Source organism: Micromonospora citrea (assembly GCF_049629545.1).
Taxonomy (GTDB): Bacteria; Actinomycetota; Actinomycetes; order Mycobacteriales; family Micromonosporaceae; genus Micromonospora; species Micromonospora citrea_A.
In genome coordinates, this window is sequence record NZ_JBNADX010000005.1 from 183502 (window position 1) to 207835 (window position 24334).

General features: G+C 74.0%; 20 protein-coding genes. 10 read left to right on the plus strand and 10 right to left on the minus strand.

Annotated elements, in window-relative coordinates:
• Positions 1–2 precede the first annotated feature (2 nt).
• Positions 3–1595 (plus strand): phosphomethylpyrimidine synthase ThiC, encoded by a 1593-nt coding sequence (gene thiC / locus ACPFP2_RS08775; RefSeq protein ID WP_424087825.1) that lies wholly within the window; start codon positions 3–5, stop codon positions 1593–1595.
• 62 nt (positions 1596–1657) lie between these two features.
• On the opposite strand, the gene ACPFP2_RS08780 is transcribed toward thiC, so the two are convergent.
• The 4 genes from ACPFP2_RS08780 to ACPFP2_RS08795 all read right to left on the minus strand — a co-directional run bounded on the left by ACPFP2_RS08780 (position 1658) and on the right by ACPFP2_RS08795 (position 6466).
• The gene (locus tag ACPFP2_RS08780) at positions 1658–4327 is read right to left on the minus strand and encodes a hypothetical protein (RefSeq protein WP_424087827.1); all 2670 of its coding nucleotides are present in this window, start codon (positions 4325–4327) and stop codon (positions 1658–1660) included.
• Positions 4328–4392: 65 nt separating this feature from the next.
• Positions 4393–4731, minus strand: a complete 339-nt coding sequence (locus tag ACPFP2_RS08785) for a cupin (RefSeq protein ID WP_424087828.1) — start codon at positions 4729–4731, stop codon at positions 4393–4395.
• The gene (locus ACPFP2_RS08790; RefSeq protein ID WP_424088027.1) at positions 4728–5678 is read right to left on the minus strand and encodes an LLM class F420-dependent oxidoreductase; all 951 of its coding nucleotides are present in this window, start codon (positions 5676–5678) and stop codon (positions 4728–4730) included. The genes ACPFP2_RS08785 and ACPFP2_RS08790 overlap by 4 nt, the downstream gene beginning before the upstream one ends.
• 2 nt (positions 5679–5680) lie before the next feature.
• The gene (locus ACPFP2_RS08795; protein WP_424087831.1) at positions 5681–6466 is read right to left on the minus strand and encodes an ABC transporter ATP-binding protein; all 786 of its coding nucleotides are present in this window, start codon (positions 6464–6466) and stop codon (positions 5681–5683) included.
• Between the two features lie 268 nt (positions 6467–6734).
• On the opposite strand from ACPFP2_RS08795, the gene ACPFP2_RS08800 reads away from it, so the two are divergent.
• Positions 6735–7763, plus strand: coding sequence for an ABC transporter substrate-binding protein (locus tag ACPFP2_RS08800; protein WP_424087833.1), 1029 nt, complete (start codon positions 6735–6737; stop codon positions 7761–7763).
• A 108-nt stretch (positions 7764–7871) separates the two neighbouring features.
• Entirely contained in the window at positions 7872–8744 is an 873-nt protein-coding gene (locus tag ACPFP2_RS08805; RefSeq protein WP_424088029.1) for an ABC transporter permease, read from the plus strand.
• A 179-nt stretch (positions 8745–8923) separates the two neighbouring features.
• Here the strand turns inward: ACPFP2_RS08805 and ACPFP2_RS08810 are convergent, their stop codons facing one another.
• Positions 8924–10099, minus strand: coding sequence for an ABC transporter substrate-binding protein (locus tag ACPFP2_RS08810; RefSeq protein WP_424087835.1), 1176 nt, complete (start codon positions 10097–10099; stop codon positions 8924–8926).
• A gap of 438 nt (positions 10100–10537) precedes the next feature.
• Here ACPFP2_RS08810 and ACPFP2_RS08815 point away from each other — a divergent pair, with 438 nt between their 5' ends.
• The 4 genes from ACPFP2_RS08815 to ACPFP2_RS08830 all read left to right on the plus strand — a co-directional run bounded on the left by ACPFP2_RS08815 (position 10538) and on the right by ACPFP2_RS08830 (position 15138).
• Entirely contained in the window at positions 10538–13678 is a 3141-nt protein-coding gene (locus ACPFP2_RS08815; RefSeq protein ID WP_424087837.1) for a nitrate- and nitrite sensing domain-containing protein, read from the plus strand.
• Positions 13675–14082: a roadblock/LC7 domain-containing protein gene (locus ACPFP2_RS08820; protein ID WP_088976088.1), complete on the plus strand. Its 408-nt coding sequence runs from the start codon at positions 13675–13677 to the stop codon at positions 14080–14082. Before ACPFP2_RS08815 ends, ACPFP2_RS08820 begins: the two co-directional genes overlap by 4 nt.
• A 92-nt stretch (positions 14083–14174) precedes the next feature.
• Positions 14175–14537 (plus strand): DUF742 domain-containing protein, encoded by a 363-nt coding sequence (locus ACPFP2_RS08825; RefSeq protein WP_088976087.1) that lies wholly within the window; start codon positions 14175–14177, stop codon positions 14535–14537.
• Positions 14518–15138: a GTP-binding protein gene (locus ACPFP2_RS08830; protein ID WP_363873178.1), complete on the plus strand. Its 621-nt coding sequence runs from the start codon at positions 14518–14520 to the stop codon at positions 15136–15138. The genes ACPFP2_RS08825 and ACPFP2_RS08830 overlap by 20 nt, the downstream gene beginning before the upstream one ends.
• 13 nt (positions 15139–15151) lie before the next feature.
• Here ACPFP2_RS08830 and ACPFP2_RS08835 read toward each other — a convergent pair whose 3' ends face one another.
• The 5 genes from ACPFP2_RS08835 to ACPFP2_RS08855 form a co-directional block, all read right to left on the minus strand.
• Positions 15152–16240 carry a uroporphyrinogen-III synthase gene (locus tag ACPFP2_RS08835; protein ID WP_424087840.1) on the minus strand — a complete coding sequence of 363 codons (1089 nt, stop codon included), beginning with the start codon at positions 16238–16240 and terminating at the stop codon, positions 15152–15154.
• Positions 16241–16588 carry a nitrite reductase small subunit NirD gene (nirD, locus tag ACPFP2_RS08840; protein ID WP_424087842.1) on the minus strand — a complete coding sequence of 116 codons (348 nt, stop codon included), beginning with the start codon at positions 16586–16588 and terminating at the stop codon, positions 16241–16243. It lies immediately after the preceding gene.
• Positions 16585–19113, minus strand: a complete 2529-nt coding sequence (gene nirB, locus ACPFP2_RS08845) for a nitrite reductase large subunit NirB (protein WP_424087843.1) — start codon at positions 19111–19113, stop codon at positions 16585–16587. The genes nirD and nirB overlap by 4 nt, the downstream gene beginning before the upstream one ends.
• A gap of 55 nt (positions 19114–19168) precedes the next feature.
• Entirely contained in the window at positions 19169–20599 is a 1431-nt protein-coding gene (locus ACPFP2_RS08850; protein ID WP_424087845.1) for an FAD-dependent oxidoreductase, read from the minus strand.
• Between the two features lie 67 nt (positions 20600–20666).
• Complete coding sequence (locus tag ACPFP2_RS08855; RefSeq protein WP_424088031.1) at positions 20667–22691, minus strand: molybdopterin oxidoreductase family protein; 2025 nt, start codon at positions 22689–22691, stop codon at positions 20667–20669.
• 237 nt (positions 22692–22928) lie between these two features.
• On the opposite strand from ACPFP2_RS08855, the gene ACPFP2_RS08860 reads away from it, so the two are divergent.
• From ACPFP2_RS08860 to ACPFP2_RS08870, 3 genes are all read left to right on the plus strand, one after another.
• Positions 22929–23624, plus strand: a complete 696-nt coding sequence (locus tag ACPFP2_RS08860) for a class I SAM-dependent methyltransferase (RefSeq protein WP_424087847.1) — start codon at positions 22929–22931, stop codon at positions 23622–23624.
• 155 nt (positions 23625–23779) lie between these two features.
• On the plus strand, positions 23780–24037 hold the full coding sequence (locus ACPFP2_RS08865; RefSeq protein ID WP_363912392.1) for a DUF6364 family protein: 258 nt from the start codon (positions 23780–23782) through the stop codon (positions 24035–24037).
• Entirely contained in the window at positions 24027–24320 is a 294-nt protein-coding gene (locus ACPFP2_RS08870) for a type II toxin-antitoxin system PemK/MazF family toxin (RefSeq protein ID WP_424087849.1), read from the plus strand. Before ACPFP2_RS08865 ends, ACPFP2_RS08870 begins: the two co-directional genes overlap by 11 nt.
• Positions 24321–24334: the final 14 nt, after the last annotated feature.

Below are 24334 nucleotides of genomic sequence, written 5' to 3' on the forward strand. Positions count from 1 at the left end.
TCATGCAGGCACGTCGCAAGGTCTACGTCGAGGGGTCACGGCCGGACATCCGGGTGCCGTTCGCCGAGGTGGTGCTGACCGGGGACAACCCCCCGCTGCGCCTCTACGACACCTCCGGGCCGGGCTCCGACCCGGAGGTGGGGCTGCCCCCGCTGCGCGGTGCGTGGATCGCCGAGCGCGGGGACGTCGCCCCGGCCCGGGGCGCGGGGACGCCACTGGCCGGCACGGACGGCAAGCGCCCCACCCAGCTCGCGTACGCCCGGGCGGGCGTGGTCACGCCGGAGATGGAGTTCGTGGCCGTCCGTGAGGGGGTGGCGCCCGAGTTCGTCCGGGACGAGATCGCCGCCGGGCGGGCGGTGCTGCCGCTCAACGTCAACCACCCGGAGTGCGAGCCGGCGATCATCGGCAAGGCGTTCCTGGTGAAGGTGAACGCCAACATCGGCACCTCGGCGGTCACCTCCTCGGTCGCCGAGGAGGTGGAGAAGCTGACCTGGGCCACCCGGTGGGGCGCGGACACGGTGATGGACCTCTCCACCGGCAAGCGGATCCACGAGACCCGCGAGGCGATCGTGCGCAACTCGCCGGTCCCGATCGGCACCGTGCCGATCTACCAGGCGCTGGAGAAGGTCGGCGGCGACCCGGTGAAGCTGAGCTGGGAGGTGTTCCGGGAGACCGTCATCGAGCAGGCCGAGCAGGGCGTGGACTACATGACCGTGCACGCCGGGGTGCTGCTGCCGTACGTGCCGCTGGCCGTCGACCGGGTCACCGGCATCGTCTCCCGGGGCGGCTCGATCATGGCGGCCTGGTGCCTGGCCCACCACGAGGAGAACTTCCTCTACACCAACTTCCGTGAGCTGTGCGAGATCCTCGCGCGTTACGACGTCACCTTCTCCCTCGGTGACGGGCTGCGTCCCGGCTCGATCGCGGACGCCAACGACGAGGCGCAGTTCGCCGAGCTGCGTACCCTCGGCGAGCTGACGAAGATCGCCTGGGAGTACGACGTCCAGGTGATGATCGAGGGCCCGGGTCACGTGCCGATGCACAAGATCAAGGAGAACGTGGACCTCCAGCAGGAGTGGTGCCACGAAGCCCCGTTCTACACGCTCGGCCCGCTGACCACCGACATCGCGCCCGCGTACGACCACATCACCTCCGCCATCGGCGCGGCGATGATCGGCATGTTCGGCACCGCGATGCTCTGCTACGTCACTCCGAAGGAGCACCTCGGCCTGCCGGACCGGGACGACGTCAAGGCGGGCGTGATCGCGTACAAGATCGCGGCGCACGCGGCGGACCTGGCCAAGGGCCACCCCGGCGCGCAGGCCTGGGACGACGCGCTCTCCAAGGCGCGGTTCGAGTTCCGCTGGGAGGACCAGTTCAACCTCTCGCTGGACCCGGAGACCGCGCGGTCGTACCACGACGCGACGTTGCCGGCCGAGCCGGCGAAGACCGCGCACTTCTGCTCGATGTGTGGGCCGAAGTTCTGCTCCATGAAGATCACCCAGGAGCTGAAGGACTATGCCGCCCGGGGCATGAAGGACAAGTCGGACGAGTTCGTCTCCTCGGGCGGGAAGGTCTACCTCCCGCTGGCCTGACCGGTCGACGTGCGGCGGGGCCGGGACGTCTTCGGACGTTCCGGCCCCGCCGTGTGTCGTACTCAGTCCCGGTGGTGGCGGCCGCTGGACCGCAGTGACCGACGGCCGCTCTCCCGCTCCGGCTCGTTGTCGGCCAGTGGCTTGCTCAGCCCGGCGACCCAGTCGACGAACTCCTCGTCCTGCGCGGCCAGCGGCTCCTCCTGCGCCTCCAGGGCAGGTGTGCCGCCCTTGCCCTTGCCGCGTCGGAACAGGCCGCGCCGGGGCCGGGCCGTGGTGGCGGAGGACTCCGCGTCGGCGGGGGCGGTGGACGGGCCGGTCGACGCGCCGGTGTCCCGGTCGTCGTCAGGGTCGGTGGCAGCGGGAGCTACGTCGTCGGCGTGCCAGCGGAAGGCGACCGGCTTCGGGGCCTCGGCATCCTGGGGCGGGACAGGGAAGGGCAGCGCCCCACCGGCCGGAGAGGTACGGACGCCGAAGGCGTCCCAGTCGCCCGCGCGGGCCAGGTCGGGCAAGCGGTGCCGGGGGCGGGGCGCCGGCTCCGCGACGGTCGGCGGGGCGGCGGGTACGCCGGCCGTGCCCGTCCCGGGCCGCTCGCCGTCGACGCCGGGCCCGTCGTCGCCGGCCGCCCGGGTCGTCGCGCCGCCGGTGCCCGCCGGGTCGGTCGTGTTCCCGGTCGGCTCCGCGGTGGTGTTCCCGGCCGGGTCCTCGGCGGTGCCCCCGGTCGGCTGCCGGGGGGCGCGCGGAGTGCGGCCGTCGGGACGGGCCGTCGGGGTGGCGCGGCCGGGAGCGGTCTCCCCGGTTCCCCGGCCGGCTGCTGCCGCATTCGCGGCCGGCCCCGATCCGACCGACGTGCCCGGTGGGTGACCCGCCGGCTTGCCTGGCGTGGACCCGACCGGCGTGGTGGCGGTGGATCCGGCCGGCGTTGCCGGTGTGGAACTGGTCGGCGTGACCGGTGTCGGTGCGCCCGGTGACAGGAACGAGGTCGAGTCGTCCGGCGTGGCCGGTGACGTACCGGTCGACGGTGTGGGCCCGGCCGGAGTGTCCGGTGTCGGGTCGACCGGTGGCCGGACCGATGGCGGGTCGGTCGGGGCGGCCGGGGGCAGGCCGACTCCCGTCAGCTCGGCCTCGGTGGCGCGGGCCTTGCGGGGCCGCTTCGGCCGCGGCCTCGGCGCGACCACGGGGCCGCTCCCCACCGGCTCGGCGGCCCGGGAGTCCGTGCCGGTCGCGGCGGCCGACGGGACCGGGGCGTCCGGTGTCCGCCCCGACCCGGCCACGTCGGTGGAGGCGTCCGGTCCCGGCGCCACCCTGTCCAGCCCCACCGGCTCGGTGCCGCCGGGCGGCGTGACCGAACCCGACGCCCGGACGGCGGCCGGCGCGTCCCCGAGAACGACCTGCGGCGCACGGGAGTCGTCCTCGGAAGCGGCCGGCGCGTCCTCGAGAGCGACCTGCGGCGTACGGAGATCGCCGTCGGGAGCGGCCGGAGGCGACACCGGGTCGGCAGCCGAGACCGGTGCGGACGCCCGGTCGGCGCTCGGCCGCCGCGTCCCGGTCACGGTGGACGCCTCGGCCTCGATCAGCGCCGTCGCCGGCCAGGCCGGTTCCGGATCGACCGGGGGCGGGCCGGCGCGGCGGCCGTCGGCGGTCGGGGCGGGCTCGGGCGTACCGGAAGGGTCGGGCGTGGGGGTGGAGGCGCCGGGGGCGACCGGCCAGTCCCAGTGCGCCGGGGTGGCGGCCCCCGGCCGGCCCGGCGCGACGGTGCGGGCCGCGCCCGCCGCGCCGACCAGGTCGACGGTGCTCGCCGTGGTCGCCCCGGCCGGCACCGGCCCGCCGGGGAGGGGGCGCAGGATGTCGGTGGGCGTGATCGCCCCGTCATCCGTACGCGCCGGGACGAGCGGCCAGCGCACCAGTGTGGCGGCGGTCGAGCCGAGCGCGCCGGCCGCGACGGCGATGACCGCCGCGTAGTACGGGGCGAGCTGGTAGCGGTCGGCCGAGTCGCCGGGGCCGGCCGTCAGATAGGCGAAGGCGAGCAGCACCGGGCCGGCCGTGCCGGCGGCCCCTCCGATCAGTGGGACGTGCCCCTGCCAGCGGGCCAGCGCGCCGGTCGCCGCGCCGGCGAGCAACGCCACCGTGGGCAGCAGCAGCATCGCCAGGCGCTGCGCGGCGGCGGCGTCCAGCCAGGACGGCTCCAGCACGCCGAGGCGTACGGTGCGCAGCGGCCCGGCGGAGAGCAGCCCCGGCGCGACCGAGATCAGGGCGACCAGCCAGACCGCGCCGGCCAGCATGGCGACGTTCCAGCCCAGCGGCGGCCTCAGCAGCACGACGGAGGCGGCCCCCGCGCCGACCACCGCGCCGGCGACCGCGCAGATGCCGACGGCGAAGACCGGGTCGACGGTGCTCAGCTCGGCCGCCCGGGCGGGTTGCATGCAGAGCGGGGCGACGACGGTCGCGCCGAGCGCCGCCGCGCCGGAGACGGCGAGCTGCACGCTCGTCTGCTCGGGCAGCCCGTCGGAGCGGGCGAGCCGCCCGGTGACGACCGCGCCGACGACGGCGGCGGTCACCGCGAACCAGCCCACCCAGGCGAGCTGGGCGGGCCACCGGTCGACGGCGCCGTCGGTGAAGGCGCCGGTGAGCCGGACGATGCCGAAGCCGTACGCGATGCCGAGCTGACCGGCCCCGGCCAGCACGCTCACCCCGAATGCGGTGAGCAGCAGTCTGCCCCACGTCCGAAAGGCCATGTCGGGCACGTTACGGCCCGGTGCGCCCGATCGCCACTGTGGCGCGGCGGGGCATCAGCCTGGGGTTACTTCAACTCCACCAGGCGGGCCAGGTACGTCGTGTCGCCGACGTTGGTGAGCATGTGGACGGCACCCGGGTCCCGGTAGACCACCCCGCCGGTGGGTTCGTCGGCGTCGATCCGGGTGCCGTCGATCGTCTGCACGACGTTCTTCGCCCCCTGGATCGCGACCACCAGGTACGGGTGGTCGTGCCGGTGCAGCGGTTGCCGCTCGCCCGGCTCCAGCCGGATGTGCCACACCCGCACCCGGTCGTTCTCGAAGACGATCTCCTGCCCGACCGGGCCGAGTCCTTCGTGGGTCCCGGCCGGCTCGGTCGTGCCGGGCCCGTGCGACACGTCGGTCATCGCGTTCCGTCCAGTTGGGGGAGCACCTCGCCGGCGATCAGCTCCAGGTGGTCCAGGTCGTCCAGTTCGATCAGGCGCAGGTGCACCCGGGTGGCCCCGATCGCGGCGAACTCGCCGAGCCGGTCGACGAGCTGGGCCGGGGAGCCGACCACCGGGTCCTCCGGCGGCAGGGCGCTCTTGACGTGCAGCGGCTCGGCCCGGCGGCGCGCCTCGGCGTCGGTGCGCCCGATCGCCACCACGACCCCGGCGGAGAGCACCAGCGGCGCCCGTCCCAACCCGGTCCGCCCCGTCCGGTCGCTGGCCTCACGGACCCGCTCGAACGCGGCGGCGGTCTCCTCGACCGACTTGAACGGCATGTTGTACTCGTCGGCGTACCGGGCGGCCAGTTCCGGGGTGCGCTTCGGGCCGCGTCCGCCGACGATCACCGGCGGGCCGGGCCGCTGTGCCGGCTTGGGCAGCGCGGGGGCGTCGACCAGCCGGTAGTGGTCGCCGGTGTAGCTGTAGGTCTCGCCGACCGGGGTGCGCCACAGGCCGGTGACGATCTCCAGCTGCTCGGCGAGCCGGTCGAAGCGTTCGCCGACCGCCGGGAAGGGGATGCCGTACGAGGTGTGCTCCCGCTCGTACCAGCCGGCGCCGATGCCCAGCTCGACCCGGCCGCCGCTCATCCGGTCCACCTGGGCCACCATCACGGCCAGCGGGCCGGGCAGCCGGAAGGTGGCCGAGGTGACCAGGGTGCCGAGCCGGATCCGGGAGGTCTCCCGGGCCAGCGCGGCCAGGGTGAGCCAGGCGTCGGTCGGGCCGGGCAGCCCCGGCTCGTCCCCCATCGCCTGGTAGTGGTCGGCCCGGAAGAAGCCGTCGAAGCCGCCCGCCTCGACCAGCCGGGCGAAGCGCAGCTGGTCGTCGTAGTCGGCGCCCCGGTGCGGTTCGGTGAAGACCGCCACCCGCATGCTCATCGTTCCTCCGTCCCGGCCGGCACCGGCGCGTCGCGCTCCATCAGCAGCTCGTGCAGTTCCGCGCTGACCCGGGCGACGTCGGCCAGGTGCGCGTTGCGGCCGAGGGTTCGTGGTCGGGGAATGTCCACCTCGACGACCTTGCGGATCCGGCCCGGCCGAGGGCTGAGCACGACCACCCGGTCGGCCAGCAGCACCGCCTCGTCGATGGAGTGGGTGACGAAGACGACGGTGGCCCCGGTCTCCATGTGCACCCGTTGCAGCTCGCCGGAGAGTTCCTCGCGGGTGAGCGCGTCCAGGGCGGAGAAGGGCTCGTCCATCAGCATCACCCGGGGCTCGCCGATCAGCGACCGGCACAGCGACACCCGCTGCTGCATGCCGCCGGAGAGTTCGTGCGGCAGCCGCTTCTCGAAGCCGCCGAGCCCGGCCACGTCGAGGAGCCGGCGGGCCCGGTCCCGGTGCTTCGCCCGGCTCCAGCCGAAGATCTCCACCGGCAGCAGCACGTTGTCCAGCACGGTGCGCCAGGGGAGCAGGGCGGGTCGTTGGAAGAGCATGGCGATGTCCCGGCGCGGCCCGGTGATCGGGGCGCCGCCGACGGTGATCTCGCCGCCGCTGACCGGCAGCAGCCCGGCGACCATGCGCAACAGGGTCGACTTGCCGCAGCCGGAGCGGCCCAGGACGGCGACGAACTCGCCCTCGCCGACCTCCAGGTCGATGCCGCGCAGCGCCTCCACCCGCCCGGAGCGGCCGTCGAACGTACGCGACACGTCGGCGAGTCGGATCATGTCCGCCGGGCCTCCCCTGAGTGGTCGGTCAGGAATCCGGCAAACACTATCCGGCTCGGGTCCGATGCGCACCGTCCGGGGTGGACCACGAGTTGTTTCCGTTCCGCAACCCGATCCGCCTGGCGTCGTGACGGTGGGTTTCTCGTACGCTGTCGGCGCGAAGAGTCCCTTCACGACGGTGGTATCGGCTCCCCCCTCATGCCGCGCCGCCGGACCGACGACCCCTTCCGGGTGACGAGCACCCGGTCGGAAAGGACATGGTGCACTGATGAGAAGGCTGACCCGTACGGTCGCCGCGACGGCCCTGGCCGCCGCCCTCGCCCTGGTCTCCGCGTGCAGCGGCGGGGACGACTCGTCCGAGGCCAAGGGGGGTGACGGCAAGGCGCTGGAGAAGGTGACCTACCTCACCTCGTTCGGCAACTTCGGCCGTGACTCGTACGCCTGGGTGGCCAAGGAGAAGGGCTTCTTCAAGGAGGCCGGCTTCGACGTGGAGATCAAGCCGGGCCAGGGCACCGGCTCGGTCATCCAGACCGTCGTCGGCGGCCAGGCGGACTTCGGCCCGATCGACCTGACCGGTGGCCTGCTCCAGCTCGGCAACGGCGCCGCCAAGGACTTCGTCGCGGTCGCCGCGATCCAGCAGCGCACCATGGCGGCGGTCGTGACCGTCGAGGGCAAGAACATCGCCACGCCGAAGGACCTGGAGGGCAAGAAGCTCGCCGACACCCCCACCTCCGTGGTGCGGCTGCTCTTCCCGACGTACGCCCGGCTCGCCGGCGTGGACGCCAGCAAGGTCACCTTCGTCAACGGTGAGGCGCAGAGCCTGATGGGCATGCTCGGCTCCGGCACCGTGGACGGCATCGGCCAGTTCGTGGTCGGCCAGCCCACCGTCGAGGTGGTCACCAAGAAGAAGCCGGTCGTACTGCCGTACAGCGACGTGATGACGGACCTCTACGGCAACGCGCTGATCACCTCCAGCAAGCTCGCCAAGGAGAAGCCGGAGATGGTCAAGCGCTTCACCGCGGCGCTGCTCAAGGGCTTGGAGTACGCCCTGGCCAACCCGCAGGAGGCCGCCGACCTGCTGAAGAAGAACGTCGACGCCACCAACACGGGCGCGGCCGCCGCCGAGCTCCAGCTGATGGCCGCGTACGTCCGGTCGAGCAACTCCGGCACCGCGCTCGGCACCCTGGACAAGGAGCGGGTCGCCAAGAGCATCGCCCTGCTCCAGGGCGCGGGCGCGCTGAAGTCGGCCATCAACCCGGACCAGATCATCGACTTCAATCTCACGCCGAAGGCCTGATCACCGACCGTCGGACACGGGGGTGCGGTCACCGGGACGCCCGGTGGCCGCGCCCCCGTCGCCGTAGCCGGCCCCGTGCCGGCAGGAGAGGATGAGAACGTGACGGAGATCCGTACCCGCTCCGGGGCGGCCGGGACGGAGTCGGCCGCCGTCGACCCGGGCGCGGTCGCGACCCCGACGACACCGCCGCTCGCCGCCGCGTCCCGGTGGTCCGGGGTACGCCCGGCGACGGTGGGCCTGCCCCTGCTCGGCCTGTTGATCGCGCTGGCCGTCTGGTGGCTGGTGACCGCGGGGCTCGACCTGGTCCACCCGGCGTCCCTGCCGCCCCCGCAGGACGTCTGGACCGCGTTGACCGACACGGCGGACGTGCTGCTGCCGGCGTTGGGCGTCACCACGCTGATGACGCTGCTCGGCTTCCTGCTCTCGACGGTCGCCGGAGTGCTGATCGGGATGGCCCTGGCCGCGTCCCGGCGGGCGGAGCGGATGTTCGCGCCGCTGCTGGTGGCGATCAACGCGGTGCCGAAGATCGCCCTCGGCCCGCTGCTGGTGGTCTCGGTCGGCTGGGGTGAGAAGCCCATCCTGACCATGGTCTTCCTGCTCTGCTTTTTCCCGATCGTGCTCTCCACGGCGACCGGCCTCACCACCACCCCGGCGGACCTGGCCGAGCTGGCCCGGTCGCTGAACGCCTCGTGGTGGCAGGCGTTCCGCAAGGTGCGCTTCCCGGCGGCGTTGCCGCAGATCTTCGTCGGGCTCAAGGTGGCGATGCCGCTGGCCGCGATCGGCGCGGTGATCGGGGAGTTCTACTCCGACAAGCCGGGGCTGGGCTACCAGATCCTGCAGTACAACGGCATCGGCGACACCGCGACCGCGTGGGCGGCGATCGTGCTGATCGCCGGGATGAGCATCCTGCTCTACTCGGCCCTCTCCCTGGTCGAGCGCCTGGCCCTGCCCTGGGTCAGGGCCACCACCAGCGCCCGCTAGCCCCCGTCGCGGACACCCGACGTCGACCGTGAACCCACAAGATCCACCAGGCGCGGCCGGACGGCGAACGACCCGAGGTGTGGCCCCGGCGCAACCGGCGGAGGGATCAAGCCTGACCGCCCGGAGCCGGTTGCGCCGGGGCCACACCCCCACGGCGGGCCACACCCCACCGCAAGAGATCAGCCGGCCAGCCGCCACCGCCCACCGCGCGCCACGAGGGTCGTCAACGCCTGGGGCATCAGGCCGGAGTGGTTGTCGGGGGTCATCCGGATCGGGCCGGAGAGGCCGTCCATCTGGGACGTCTCCAGCACGTCCCGGACGCCGTCCCGGTTGACCCCGTCGCCGCCGGCCCGCAGGTTCGCGTCGACGATGAGCTGCACCGCGTCGGCGGCGAAGGACGAGAACCCGTTGTAGCCGCCGAACCGGGCGGTGTAGTCCTGGAACCACTGCCGGCGGGCGGCCTTGGCCGGGGTGGTGGCGATGACGTCGTCGATCACCATGGTCTGGGTGAAGATCAGCGTGGCCCGCTCGGTGGACCGGGCGGAGCCGCCGAGGAAGAGGTCGCCCGCGGCCGCCGCGTCGAGGAAGAGCGACCCGGAGAAGCCCGCCTCCTGGGCGCTGGTGGCGGCCAGCCCGGCCTGCTCCGGCGGGGTCCAGACGATCAGCGCCTGCGGCTTCTCGGTGGTCAGTCGGCGTACCGGCTGCGATACGTCGGTGTCCGTGGAGCGGACGGACTCGTTGCGGACCAGTCGGATGTCGGCCTTGTCGAATTCGCCGCGCAGCGCGCTGAGGCCCTCCCGGCCGTAGTCGTCGTCGCTGTGCAGAAGGGCGACCTTGCGGATGCCCTTTCGGCGCAGTTCGGTGGTGAGCGCCGCCGCGCTGTCCTCGGCGTTCGGGGCCAGCTTGAAGACGTACCGCCGATCGGCGACCGGGTTGACGATCGCGCTGGACGCGGCGAGCGCGATGGTCGGGATCTTCTTCTCGTTGATCGTGCGGACGGCGCCGAAGGCGCATTCGTTGCAGCCGCCCATGATGATCGCGCTGACCTTGGAATCGCCGCTGAAGTCGCCGATGTTGCGCAGCGACTCACTGGCGTCGGAACGGTTGTCCTTCATCAACAGTTCGATCTTCCGGCCACCCAGGGCGCCGGAGCCGTTCAACTGCTCGACCTTCAGTTCCAGCGCACGCTGGTACGCCTTGCCGATCGGGGCCGACGCGCCGGAAAGCTCCAGGTCGGCGGCGATGACGATCGGTGTGGTGTCCTCCTGCCCCGCGCCGAACGAGCAGCCGGTGAGCGTGGTGGCCAGCACGGCCGATGCGAGCGCCACGATGGTCGCGGAGCGGATGGGGCTCAACTCAGTCCTCCCGGTGCGGCACGGGCGATGCCCGGTCACCGCCGCTAGTGTCCGTCCTCAGTGGAGAAACGGGATTGTCTGCCGTACGGTGTGCGCGAAGCCTGCAAAACCTTGCCAATGCCGGGCCGCGCGGTCAAGCGCGGGGCCCCGGGAGTGGTTTCGGGACGGCTTTCCCACATGTTGGGGTCATCAGATATTTACGGATGCTCACTCCGGAGAGGCAACCGACCACTCTGGAGTGACAATGCCTGTTCAGAGCGTGCGCGGGAATGAGGCCATAAGGTGACGAGGTCGCCGGTTGACCGTTTCCTGCCTCACTGCGGCTTCCCAAACGCGATCTTCTCTGATGAAATCGCGGCCGTGCCGCGCGTGGCGCTCTCCGCTGCACCAGGCACGGGTCGGCGGGGCAGGCGCGGAAGAAACGACGGAGGCGATGTCGTGAGCACCGGACCGACGACCCTGCCCGAAATCGGCGACACCGCCGATGGTGACCGGGGACGCCGGCTACCCCGACTGAGGGATGCGCGGATCCGTTCCAAGCTCGCCCTCATTCTGGTGGTCCCCGTGGCCGCCGTCATTGCTCTGGCAACTATCCGACTCGTCTCCACCGGTGAGGGCGCGGTCGACGCCACCCGGCTCAGGTCCCTCACCGCGCTCTCGACCGACGTCTCCGCGCTCACTCAGGACCTGCACAAGGAGCGGATGGCCGCGGCGCTCTACCTGGCCAACCCGCAGCAGCGGGTCGACGACTACAACCTGCGGGTGCGGGCCACCGACCAGCGGATCACCGAGTACCGCGCCGAGCGGAACGGGATCGGCGAGATCCCGGGCTCCGTCCGTGACCGGCTGAAGGTCATCGACGACCATCTGGAGACGCTCAACGGCACCCGCCAGAAGGTGCTCGACCGCCGGCAGATGCCGGTCGCCGAGGCCACCCTGCGGTACGGCATCGTCCTGACCGACCTGGTCTCGTACGGCGACACCCTGGCCCAGCTCCCCGGCCAGGAGAGCCTGGCGGACGCCCGCCGCGCGGTGGCCGCGTTCAGCCGCGCGAAGGCCGCCGTCGCCGAGGAGGAGGCGGTCGCCTTCACCGCGCTCAGCGGCGGCCGGGTCGACGAGGAGCAGTTCTCCGCCTTCGTCACCACGCTGACCAGCCAGCAGGAGGCGCTGGTCTCCTTCTCGCTGGCCGCCGCCCCCGACCAGCGTGACCTGGTCGAGGGGACGGTCTCCGGCGACGCGGTCGGCCTCGCCGACCGGGTCGCCGCCGACATCACCCGCTCGGTCGGGCAGCAGCCGCTGGTCACCGCGGGCGACGCGGTCGCCTCGATCGGCGCGGTCAACGACCTGATGCGGTGGGCCGAGATCGAACTCCAGGACCGCCTGCTCCGCCAGGCCGAGGACGCCCGCAGCGACGTGATCCGGCAGGCCGTCGTCGAGTCGGTGCTGGTGCTGCTCACCCTGATCATCGCCGTCTCGCTCGCCGTGGTGCTGGCCCGCTCGCTCAACCACTCGCTGCGCCGGCTGCGCGAGGGCGCCCTCTCGGTGGCCAACCACGACCTGCCGGACGCGGTGAAGCGGCTGCAGAACATGGGCAGCGTCGGCGACGGCGGGGTGGAGGAGATCGTCCGCCAGGTCCGCGACCCGATCCGGCTGGCGAACCGCGACGAGGTGGGGCAGGTCGCGCTGGCCTTCAACGTCGTCCACCGGGAGGCCGTCCGGGTCGCCGCCGAGCAGGCTGCCCTGCGGACCAGCGTCTCGGCGATGTTCCTGAACCTGGCCCGCCGCTCGCAGACCCTGGTCGACCGGATGATCGGCGAGCTGGACGCGATCGAGCGCAGCGAGGAGGACCCGAAGCGCCTCGCCCAGCTCTTCGAACTCGACCACCTGGCCACCCGGATGCGCCGCAACGACGAGAACCTGCTCGTCCTGGCCGGCGCCGACTCGGCCGTGCCGCGCCGCGACGACGCGCTGCTGGTGGACGTGCTGCGGGCCGCCCAGTCCGAGGTCGAGCTCTACAACCGGATCGAGTTCGGCACCGTCGACACCGACATCTCGGTCGCCGCCCACGCGGTCAACGACGTGGTCCGCCTCGTCGCCGAACTGCTCGACAACGCGACCCGCTTCTCGCCACCGACCACGACCGTGGTCGCCGACGGCCGCCGGATCCGGGACTACGTGCTGATCCAGGTCGAGGACCGGGGTCTCGGCCTCACCGACGAGCAGCTCGACTCGCTCAACCGCCGGCTGGCCGCGCCGCCGAGCGTGGACGTGGCCGCGTTCCGGCTGATGGGTCTGGCCGTGGTGAGCCGGCTCGCCTCCCGCTACGGCATCCGGGTGGAGCTGCGCCGCAACGTCGAGGGCGGCACCGTCGCCCAGGTGACCCTGCCGAACTCCGCCGTGGTGCTCCCCGCCCACCGGGGCCGGGACTCCTCGCTGCCCCGGCAGCGGCAGCCGCTGGCGGTCGAGCAGACCCCGGTCGCCACGTCCGGCTTCGGCGAGCCCGCGGTCGGTGGGCGAACCGGCGCGGCGACCCTGACCGACTCGTGGCGGACCACCCCGCCGGCCCCGGCCCCGTGGCGGCCGCCGGTCGACGCGCGGGACACCGCGCCGACGGTCGGTTTCGGCGCCCCGGTCTCGGCCGCGCCCACGTCGGCCGTCCCGACGTCGGCCGTGCCCGCCTCGGCCCCGCCGGCCGAACCGTCGTACGGCTTCTCCGTCGGCACCCCGACGGTGGCCAACCCGGTCCTCGACCCGCTGCCGAAGCGTGCCCCGGCCGCCGAGCCGGCCCCGACGCTCCCGCTCGGGCCGGTCGCCGGCGCGCCGGCCGATCCGCTCGCTCCGGCGTCGTTCACCGCCCCGGCCACGCCGTTCGCCGCCGCCCCGGCCGCCCCGGCCGTCCCGTTCGGCGGGGCCCCGACGCCGGTCGCCCCGGCGGTGCCGTACACGCCGCCGGCCGCCCCGCCGGCCGCCCCGGTGGTGGCCCGCCCGGAACGGCCGGCCGACTCGCCGATATTCCGCGAGATGGAGGCGGTCTGGTTCCGTTCCCACGGGGACGACGCCACCGCGATCTTCACCCGGCCCAACTTCGACGGCGAGCCGCCGGCCGCCCGGCAGGACGACGTCGCCCCGCCGCCGCGCCCCAAGCTGCCCACCCGGGTGCCGAGCGCGCCGGCCGCCGCCGGCACCCCGTCGGTGGCCCCGGCCGCGCCGCCGGCGGCCGCCACGCCGCCCCCGTCGTACGCCCCGCCGTCGGTGCCGACCGCGCCGCCGGCGCCGTCGGCCACCTCGTCGGGTGGTGAGGCGGACGCCTGGCGCACCGCGGCCGACGAGGGCTGGACCCGGGCGACCAAGGCCGCCGAACCGTCCGCCGGTGGCACCACCCGCTCGGGCCTGCCCAAGCGGGTGCCACAGGCCCAACTCGTCCCCGGCGGCATCGAGCCGAAGAGCGGGCGGGACCGCAGTCGCCGCACCCCCGACGAGGTACGCGGTCTGCTCTCCGCCTACCACCGCGGCGTGCAGCGCGGCCGATCGGCCGGTACGGACCAGAACAGCACCTCGACCAAGGAGACGCGCCGATGAACAGGCCAGCGGCCATGCAGGACATGGGTTGGCTGCTCACCAACTTCGCCGACAGCGTGGCGGGCATCGCCCACGTGGTGGCGGTGTCCGCGGACGGGCTGCTGCTCGCCTCCTCCCGCGATCTGCCCCCGGACCGGGCGGACCAGCTGGCGGCGATCACCTCGGGCGTGGTGAGCCTGACCGAGGGCGCCGCCCGGATGTTCAGCGCCGGGGGCGTGCTCCAGACGGTGATCGAGATGGACAGCGGTTACCTGTTCCTGATGTCGATCAGCGACGGGTCGTCGATGGCCGTCCTCGCGGCCCGCAGCTGTGACGTGGGGCAGGTCGGCTACGAGATGGCACTGCTGGTGGAGCGGGTGGGCGCCGCGTTGGTGCCGCTGCCGCGCGACGCCGTGCGGTCCTGAGACGGACGGTACGACGCCGGGCGCGACCGCGCCCGGCCAGGAACAGGGCATCCGGTGCCGTGGTGGCTCCGGGCTGGGGGAGGTGATCGCGGATGGAACCACGGCGGGACCCGCGCGGGGCGTTGGTACGCCCGTACGCGGTCACCCGGGGCCGTACCGAACCGAGTCGGGACATCGCGCTGGAGGCGGTGCTGTCGGCCACCCCCACCCAGGCCGCCGAGGCGCGCTTCGCCGGGCACGACAAGTACCGCATCGCCACGGTCTGCGAGGGTCGCGCGCAGTCGTTGGCGGAGATCGCCGCGTACACCCGGATGCCGCTGGGCGTCACCCGGGTGCTGGTCGCCGACATGGTGGCCGAGGGCCTGCTGACGCTACACACTGCCGCTCCCGCCACGGGCTACGAGGAGCGAATGAACCTGCTGGGAAGGGTGCTAAGTGGACTTCGCGAACTATGACCCCGCCGGGGCGCGCCGCAGCCGGGAGATCATCTCCGCGAAGATCGTGGTCGCGGGCGGCTTCGGCGTGGGCAAGACGACCCTGGTCGGGGCGATCTCCGAGATCACGCCGCTGACCACCGAGGCGCTGATGACGGCGGCCGGGGTCGGCATCGACGACCCGTCGAAGGTGCCCGGCAAGGAGACCACCACGGTCGCCATGGACTTCGGCCGGATCACCATGGCGCAGGACCTGATCCTGTACCTCTTCGGCACCCCGGGCCAGACGCGCTTCTGGTTCATGTGGGACGAGATCATCCGGGGCGCGGTGGGCGCGGCCGTCCTGGTGGACACCCGCCGGATCACCGACGCCTTCGCGCCGCTGGACTACTTCGAGAACCGCAAGCTGCCGTACGTGGTGGCGCTGAACCGGTTCGACGACGCGCCGCAGTACGAGCTGGAGGAGGTCCGCGAGGCGCTGGCCATCTCGCGGGACGTGCCGCTGGTGATGTGCGACGCCCGGCACCGGGACTCGGTGAAGCAGGTGCTGGTGACCGTGGTGGAGCACGCCATGCTGCGCCTGCAGAACGAGCACGGCCGCGGGTACGCCCCGGTGGGCTGAGCCGCCTCCGGGTCTACTCGACCCGGAGGCGGTAACCCCGCTTGACCACGGTCTGCACGACCCGGGGGGCGTCCAGCCCCACCCGGAGCCGGGCCACCGCCATCTCCACCGCGTGCTCGTCCGCGCCCCGGGGCAGGGTACGCAGCAGGGCGGTCCGGGACAGCACCTTCCCGGGCGTGGCGGCGAGTGCCCGCAGCACCGCCATCGGGGCGGGCGCCAGGGGGCGTAGCTCACCGTCGACGACGGCGGCGTGCCCGCGCAGGGTCAGCAGGTGCCCGGCCGCCTTCACGGTCACCGTACGGCGGGGCAGCTCGTCGACGATCTGCCGGACCAGCGCCCCGAGGCGGGCCCGGCCGGGCGCGCTCACCGGCACCCCCCGGCGCACCAGCGGTTCGGCGGTGACCGTGCCGACGCAACTGGCCAGCACGTCCCCGCGCAGCGCCTCCAGCACCGTCTCGGCGCGGTCGCCGGCCGCCCGCAGCATCGCCTCCGCCGCCGGGGCGGAGGTGAAGGTGACCGCGTCGACCAGCCGGCCGGCGACCAGGTCGATGAGCCGGTGCAGCGGCGCCGGATCGGTCGGCGGAGCCCAGCGGTAGACCGGCACCTCGATCACGGTGGCCCCGGCCGCCTCCAGCGCCTCGGTGCACTCCGGCTGCCGGTCGCCGTGCAGCTGCATGGCGATGACCTGGCCGGCGACCCCACGCTCGACCAGGTGCTCGATGACCTCGTCGCAGCTCTCCGAGTCCGGCGACCACTGGTCGTGCAGCCCGGCGGCCCGGATCGCGCCGCGCGCCTTCGGACCCCGGGCCACCACGTACGCCCGGGAGAGCACCGTGCGCAGCGGCTCGGCCAGCCCCCATCCCTCGGCCGCCTCCAACCAGCCGCGCATCCCGATGCCGGTGTTGGCCATCAGGACGTCCGGCGGCCGTTCCAGGCAGGTCCGGGTCGCGTCGCGCAGTTCGCTGTCGTCGGCCAGCGGCACGATCCGCAGGGCGGGGGCGAGCACCACCCGGGCGCCCCGCCGCTGGAGCAGCGCGGCCAACTCGTCCCGTCGCCGGTCGGCGGTCACCCCGATGGTGAAGCCGGCCAGTTCGTCCCGCATCTACTCCTCCTGTCGCAGCCGCACCTCGACCAGCCCGTCCCGGCAGCGGATCCGGTGCACGGGCAGCGTCACGCCGGGCAGGTCCAGGCAGTGCCCGGTCCGCAGGTCGTACACCTGCTTGTGCAGCGGGGAGGCGACGGTCGGCACTCCGCCCCGGCTGCCGACGATGCCCCGGGACATCACGTACGCGCCGCTGACGGGGTCGAGGTTGGCCACGGCGTACAGTTCGTCGCCGGTGCGGAAGAGCGCCACCTGCACCCCGTCCACCAGGGCGGCGACGCCCCGCTCGTGGTCCAGCCGGTCCAGCCCGCACACGACGGTCCACTCCAGCGTCATCATGTCGGTCATCGCCGCACCTCCGGCATGCCCAGCGCGACCGGCTGCCGACGGTGGTCCCCGCCGGGTGGTGGCCCGCCCCGGACCGGTACCGGCTGGCCGCGTTCGACGGCGAAGCTGATCGACGGGTCGGGCACCTCCGGGGCGTTGACGAAGGAGGTGAAGCGGCGCAGCCGCTCCGGATCCTCGAGGACGTCGCGCCACTCGTCGGAGTAGGACGCCACGTGCCGGGCCATCGCCTCGTCCAGTTCGGCGCAGAGCCCGAGCGAGTCGTCGACGATCACCGCGCGCAGGTGGTCGAGGCCGCCCTCCATCGCCTCGATCCAGGCGGCGGTGCGCTGCAACCGGTCGGCGGTGCGGATGTAGTACATCAGGAATCTGTCGATCACCCGGATCAGCGTTTCCGTGGACAGGTCGGAGGCGAACAGGTCGGCGTGCCGGGGGCGGAAGCCGCCGTTGCCGCCGACGTAGAGGTTCCAGCCGGTGTCGGTGGCGATGATGCCGAAGTCCTTGCTGCGCGCCTCGGCGCACTCCCGGGCGCAGCCGGAGACCGCCGACTTGAGCTTGTGCGGGGCGCGCAGCCCCCGGTAGCGCAGCTCCAGCGCGACGGCCAGCCCGACCGAGTCCTGCACCCCGTACCGGCACCAGGTCTCGCCGACGCAGGACTTCACCGTGCGCAGCGCCTTGCCGTACGCGTGACCGGACTCGAAGCCGGCGTCGACCAGTCGACGCCAGATCTGCGGCAGCTGCTCCACCCGCGCGCCGAACAGGTCGATCCGCTGCCCGCCGGTGATCTTCGTGTAGAGCCGGAAGTCGCGGGCCACCTCGCCGATCACGATCAGCTTGTCCGGGGTGATCTCGCCGCCGGGGATCCGGGGCACCACCGAGTAGCTCCCGTCGCGTTGCAGGTTGGCCAGGAAGTGGTCGTTGGTGTCCTGCAACGACGCCTGCTCCCCGTCGAGCACGTGCCCGGTGCCGAGCGAGGCGAGGATCGAGGCCACCACCGGCTTGCAGATGTCGCAGCCGCGCCCGCGCCCGTGTTCGGCGACGAGCTGGGAGAAGGTGCGGATGCCACGTACCCGCACGATGTCGAACAGCTCCTGCCGGCTGGCGTCGAAGTGCTCGCAGAGCGCGGTGGACTGCTGCACGCCGGCCGCGTCGAGCAACTGCTTGAGCATCGGCACACAGGAGCCGCAGCTCGTGCCGGCCCGGGTGCACGCCTTCAGCGCCGGCACGTCGCACGCGCCCCCGGCGATCGCCGCGTCGATGTCGTCCCGGGTGACCGCGTTGCAGGAGCAGACCTGCGCCGCGCCGGGCAGCGCGGCCGCGCCGGCCCCCGCCCCGCCAGCCGGCGCGAGCAGCGCCAGCGGGGGAGCGGGCAGCGGACCGCCGACGCTGGCCCGCAGCGTCGGGTAGGCGGTCGCGTCCCCGACCAGCACGCCGCCGAGCAGCGTCTTCGCGTCGTCGGAGAGGACCAGCTTCGCGTACGACCGGGTGACCGGGTCGGTGAACGTCACGTCGAGGCAGCCCGGGGTGGTGCCGTGGGCGTCGCCGAAGGAGGCCACGTCCACGCCGAGCAGCTTGAGCTTGGTGGCGGTGTCCGCGCCGGGGAAGGTGGCCGCGCCGCCGAGCAGCCGGTCGGCGACCACCTCCGCCATCGCGTACCCGGGGGCGACCAGGCCGTGGCAGGCGCCCTCGACCGCCGCGCACTCACCGACCGCCCAGATCCGCTCGTCGGACGTCCGGCAGGTGGCGTCGGTCAGCACCCCGCCGCGCGGCCCCAGCGACAGCCCGGCGGAGCGGGCCAGCTCGTCACGGGGGCGGATGCCGGCGGCCACCACGACCAGCTCGGCGTCGACCGTGGCGCCGTCGGAGAGTTCCAGCGCGGCGACCGTGCCGTCCGGGCCGGGACGCAGCGCGGTGGTGGCCACCCCCAGGTGGGTGCTCACCCCCAGCTCCTCGACGTACCGGCGCAGCATCGCGCCACCGGCCTCGTCGACCTGCACCGGCATCAGCCGGGGCGCGAACTCGATCACGTGGGTGTCCAGCCCGAGCAGGCGCAGCGCGTTCGCCGCCTCCAGGCCGAGCAGGCCGCCGCCGATCACCGCGCCGACCCGTCGGCCGGCCGCGTGGTCGCGGATCGCCGCCAGGTCGTCCAACGTCCGGTAGACGAAGACGCCGGGCAGGTCCGCGCCGTCCACCGGCGGCACGAAGGGGCACGACCCGGTGGCGAGCACCAGCATGTCGTACGGGTGCTCGCCGGCCGCGGTGGTCACCACCCGCCGCGCCCGGTCGATCCCGGTGACCGGCTCGCCGAGGCGCAGCTCCACCCCGTCGTCGGGGGTGTGCAGGTTCAGCTCCTCGGCGCTCACCCCGTCGAAGAACGCCGAGAGCCGCACCCTGTCGTACGCCGGCCGGTCCTCCTCGGCGAGCACCGTCACCTGCCAACGCCGGTCGTGGTCGCGGGCGCGCAGCGCCTCGACGAACCGCTGCCCGACCATGCCGTTGCCGACGACGACCAATCGTCCGCCGGTCATCGCGTCACCTCCTCGCGGTCCATCGCGTCAGATCCGTATCCCGCCACCCGGCCGGTCATCGGGCCGCTCCCACCGAGTCGGCCTCGCGGAGCCAGTCGACGATCCCGACGACGGCCTCCCGGCAGCCGCCGCAGCCGGTGGACGCCCGGGTCGCGGCGACCACCTCGTCGACCGTCCGGGCCCCGTCGCGCCAGCAGGCCACCAGCGCCCCCTTGCGTACGTCGTTGCACTGGCAGACGGTCGCCGCGTCCGGCATCAGCGCCGGGGACTCGGCCGTCGCCGTCGCCGTCGCCCCGATCGCCCGGCCGAGCAGCAGCGCCCGCCGGTCGGTCGGCACGGGTCCGCCCCGGTCGAAGAGCTGCACCACCGTGCCGACGGCAGGGTTGTCGCCGAGCAGGATCGCCCCGGTCAGCCGCTCGTCGTGGATGCGCAGCCGGGCGTAGGTGCCCCGGGCCGGGTCGGCGAAGGTCAGCTCCTCGCCGGGGCCGTCGGTCGGGTCGCCCATCGCGGCGAGGTCGATGCCGGCCGCCTTCAGCCGGGTCACCGCCGGGCGGGCCCGGTACCGGACGGTCGGGTCCTCGGCGGTCAGCAGCTGCGCCACCACCCGGGCCTGCGCCCAGGCGGGGGCGACCAGCCCGGTCAGCGTGCCGTCGTGCTGGGCGCAGTCGCCGATCGCCGAGATGTGCGGGTCGTTGGTGCGCAGCCGGTCGTCGACCACCACGCCCCGCTCGACGGCCAGCCCGGCGGCGGCGGCCAGCCCGGTCTCGGGGCGTACGCCGCAGGAGAGCACCAGCAGGTCGGCGGCGAGCGTCCGGCCGTCGGTCAGCCGCAGCCGGACCCCGTCGGCGTCCACCTCCACTGCGGAGCCGCCGACCGCCAGTTCGGTCCGTACGCCCAGTCCGGCGAGGGTGCCGGCGAGCACCGCCCCGGCGGCCGGGTCGAGCTGCCGCTCCATCAGGTGTCCCACCGGGTGCACCACGGTCACGTCGAGCCCTCGGGCGGCCAGCCCCCGGGCCGCCTCCAGCCCGAGCAGCCCGCCGCCGAGCACCAGGACGCTGCGCGCGTCGCGCGCCACGGCGAGGATGCGCCGGCAGTCGTCCAGGGTGCGGAAGGCGGCCACCCGGGCCGGCAGCTCGCTCGGGTCGAGGCCGGGCAGCGGCGGCACCAGCGCCCGGCTGCCGGTGGCCAGCACCAGGTGGTCGTAGCCGATCCGGTCACCGTCGTCGGTGCACACCTCACGGGCGGCCCGGTCGATCGCGGTGACGCCCGTCCCGGTGCGGACGTCCACGCCCTGCCCGGCGACCTCGGCCAGCTCCACGTCCGGCTCGCCGATCTTCCCGGCCAGCAGGGTGGAGAGCATGATCCGGTTGTACGCCCGGTGCGGCTCCGCCCCGAGCACGGTGACCTTGTGTTCCCCGCCCCGGGCGTGCAGCTCGGCGGCGAGCCGGGAGCCGGCCATGCCGTACCCCACGATCACGACGCGCATGGCCGTCCTCCGCTTCGTTCCGACCGGCCACGAGACGCGGCGGCGCGGTGCCGGATGATCCGATCGCTCATGCCTTCTCCACCCGTACGGCGCAGATCTTGAATTCGGGCATCCCGGAGACCGGGTCCGTCGCGTCGTTGGTCACGGAGTTGGCCCGGGCCGCGCCGCCCCAGTGGAACGGCGCGAAGACGGTGTCGGGGCGGATCGCCGGGCTGAGCCGGGCCGGCGCGCGCAGCTCGCCGCGGCGGGAGGTGACGACCAGCTCGTCCCCCTCCTCGACGCCGAGCCGGTCGGCCAGGTCCGGGTGCAGCTCGACGAAGCCGCCGGGGGCGGCGCGGCGCAGCGCGGCGACCCGCCGGGTCTGGGTGCCCGACTGGTACTGGGCGAGCACCCGGCCGGTGGTGAAGTGCAGCGGGTACTTTGCGCAGACCTCCTCGGCCGCCGGCCGGTGGGTCACCGGGTGGAACCGGGCCCGCCCGTCGGGGGTGGGGAACCGGTCGGCGAAGAGCCGTGGCGCGTCCGGACCGTCCGGGTCCGGGCAGGGCCAGAAGACGCCCTCGTCCCGCTCGATCCGCTCCCAGGTGATCCCGGCGTAGTCGGCCGGCCCGCCGGCGGAGGCCCGCCGCAGCTCGGCGGAGACCACCCGGGGGTCGGTCGGGAACCGCCGGGCGGCCGAGTCGCCGTCGTCGAGCCGCGCGGCCAGGCCGGCGAGGATGTCGAGGTCGGTACGGACGCCCGGCGGCGGCGGACGCAGTGCCCGCCGGCGCAGCACCCGGCCCTCCAGGTTGGTCATGGTGCCCTCCTCCTCGGCCCACTGGGCGACGGGCAGCACCACGTCGGCCAGCGCCGCCGTCTCGGAGAGCAGGAAGTCGGCCACCACCAGCAGGTCGAGTCCACGCAGCCGCTCGGTGACCCGGGCGGCCCGGGGCGCGGAGACGACCGGGTTCGATCCGAAGACCAGCATCGCGCGCGGCCCGCCGGGCGTGCCGAGCGAGTCCAGCAGCCGGTACGCCGGCACCCCCGGACCGGGCAGGTCGTCGGGGTCGACGCCCCACACCCCGGCGACGTGCGCGCGGGCCGCCGGGTCGTCGATCTTGCGGTACCCGGGGAGCTGGTCCGACTTCTGGCCGTGCTCCCGGCCGCCCTGCCCGTTGCCCTGACCGGTCAGGCAGCCGTACCCGGAGCCGGGGCGGCCGGGCAGGCCGAGGGCGAGGGCCAGGTTGACGAAGGCGCTGACCGTGTCGACGCCCTTGGCGTGCTGTTCCGCGCCCCGGGCGGTGAGGATGATCGCGCTGCCGCCGGCGAGCGCCCGGGCGGTCGCCTCCAGGTCGGCCACCGGCACCCCGGAGAGCCGTTCCACCTCGGCCGGCCAGTACCCGGCGACGGTCCGGCGTACCTGGTCGAAGCCGGTGGTGCGCGCGTCGACGTACGCCTTGTCGACCAGCCCTTCGGTGAGCGCGATGTGCAGCAGCGCGTTGGCCACCGCCAGGTCGGTGCCGGGCAGCGGTTGCAGGTGCAGGTCGGCCTGGCGGGCGGTGGCGGTGACCCGGGGGTCGACCACGATCAGCCGGCCGCCGCGGCTCCGCTGGTCGGCCAGGTGCCGCATCAGGGGCGGCATGGTCTCCGCCGGGTTGGCGCCGACCAGCAGCAGGGTGTCGGCCCGGCCGAGGTCGGCCAGCGGGAAGGGCAGCCCCCGGTCGACGCCGAAGGCGCGGATCCCGGCCGCCGCCGCCGAGGACATGCACCACCGGCCGTTGTAGTCGATGTGCCGGGTCCGCAGCGCGACCCGGGCGAACTTGCCGAGCGCGTACGCCTTCTCGTTGGTGAGCCCGCCGCCGCCGAAGACCGCGACCGCGTCCCGCCCGTGGTCGGACTGGACGGCGCGGATGCCGGCGGCGACCCGGTCGAGCGCGGCGTCCCAGGTCGCGGGGCGCAGCTCGCCGGACGGGTCGCGCAGCAGGGGGGTGGTCAGCCGTTCCGGGTGGTCCAGCAGTTCGGCGGCGGTCCAGCCCTTCTGGCACAGCCCGCCCCGGTTGGTGGGGAACTGCCGGGGGAGCACCTCCACCCGGTCGCCCTCGGCGCGCAGGACCATCCCGCACTGCAGGGCGCAGTACGGGCAGTGGGTTTCCACCTCCCGGGGCCGTACCCCCGGTCGGGTCGCCGCGCGTGCACCGTCCGTCATGCCATCGAAGCGTGCCGCCGGGCGGTTTCCGGTCCGGGTCCCGTTTGTTTCGGCCCTGTCAAGAGCGCCTCACACCGCACGGGAGCACGTGACCGGTCCGCAGGGCCTAAGATATGAGACAGATTTCTCATTATTCAGGAGGCGATGATGAGTGTGGCGGCGGCCTTCGACGCGGTGGCGGGCAGCTACGACCAGGCCAGGCGGCGGCTGGTGCCCTGCTTCGACGCCTTCTACGGCACCGCGGTCGAGGTGGCCGCCCCGCCGTTGCGCGCGGCGCTCACCGCCGGGCGCACCCCCGAGGTGCTGGACCTGGGCGCGGGCACCGGGCTGCTCTCCCTGCTGCTCGCCGCGACGGTCCCCGGGATCCGGGTGACCCTGCTCGACGGCGCGCCCCGGATGCTCGCGGTCGCCGCCGACGGCCTCGCCGCCCGGGGCGTGCCGCACGCGACGGTGGTCGGCGACCTGGCCGACCCGCTCCCCGCCGGCCGGTACGACGCGGTGGTCTCCGCCCTGGCCGTGCACCACCTCGACGACGACGGCAAGCGGGCGCTCTACCGGCGGGTGGCGCGGGCCCTCACGCCGGGCGGGGTCTTCGTCAACGCCGAACAGGTGGCCGGCCCCACCCCGGAGCTGGACCGCCGCTACGACGAGGTCTGGGTCGCGCAGGCCACCGCGCTCGGCTCGGAGGTCGCCGAGATCGCCGCCGCCCGGGAGCGGATGCGGCACGACCGGCCGGCGCCGGTGGGGGAGCAGTGCCGCTGGTTGGCCGAGGCGGGCCTGGTCGACGTCGACTGCTTCTTCAAGGCGTGGCGCTTCGCCGTCTTCGGCGGCCGTCGCCCGTGACGGGTCGGTCGCCGGCTCGGCCGCACCATTTGCGGCGTGTCGCGGTGTCCCCGGCGCCTGGTACCGCGACACACCGCAAGGCGTCGACTGGGGGATTTCTCGAGGGACGCATCGAGGGATGACTGGCGGTCATACCAGTGGGTAGTCTCAGCCGCATGACTGCCAAGGTGACACTGTCGTTCTCCGACGAGACGATCGAGGAGGCGCGCCGGTTCGCCAAGCGTGAAGGGCTGAGCCTCTCCGCATGGATGGACCAGGCGGCCCGGGAGAAGGCGCTGCGCGAGGTCTTCACCGCGCACGCCGAGGCGGTCGGCCGGGCCGGGCTCGACCTGGAGTCCGCCGCGCTCGCCGACGCGCGGGAGGTCGCCATGGTCGACGACGCGCTCTTCGGCGGGCGTCCGCGTGCTGCGTAGGGGTGAGATCTGGCGGATCGAGGGTGCCCGGGAGCGGCTCGGGCTGGTGATCAGCTCCGACGTCTACAACTCCACCGACGTGCCGATCGTGATCGTGGCCGAGGTGGTGGAGGAGGCGCTGCTGCGCGACTCCCCGCTCGCGGTGCGGATGGGCGGGTACGTGGTGATGCCCGACCGGCTCTCCTCGCCGATGAAGAAGTGGTTCACCGAGTGCGTGGACGTCGTCGACACCGAGACCATGCAGCGGGTGGGCCGGGCGTTGCGCATCCTCCAGCAGCTCTGAGGCGTCTCACCACC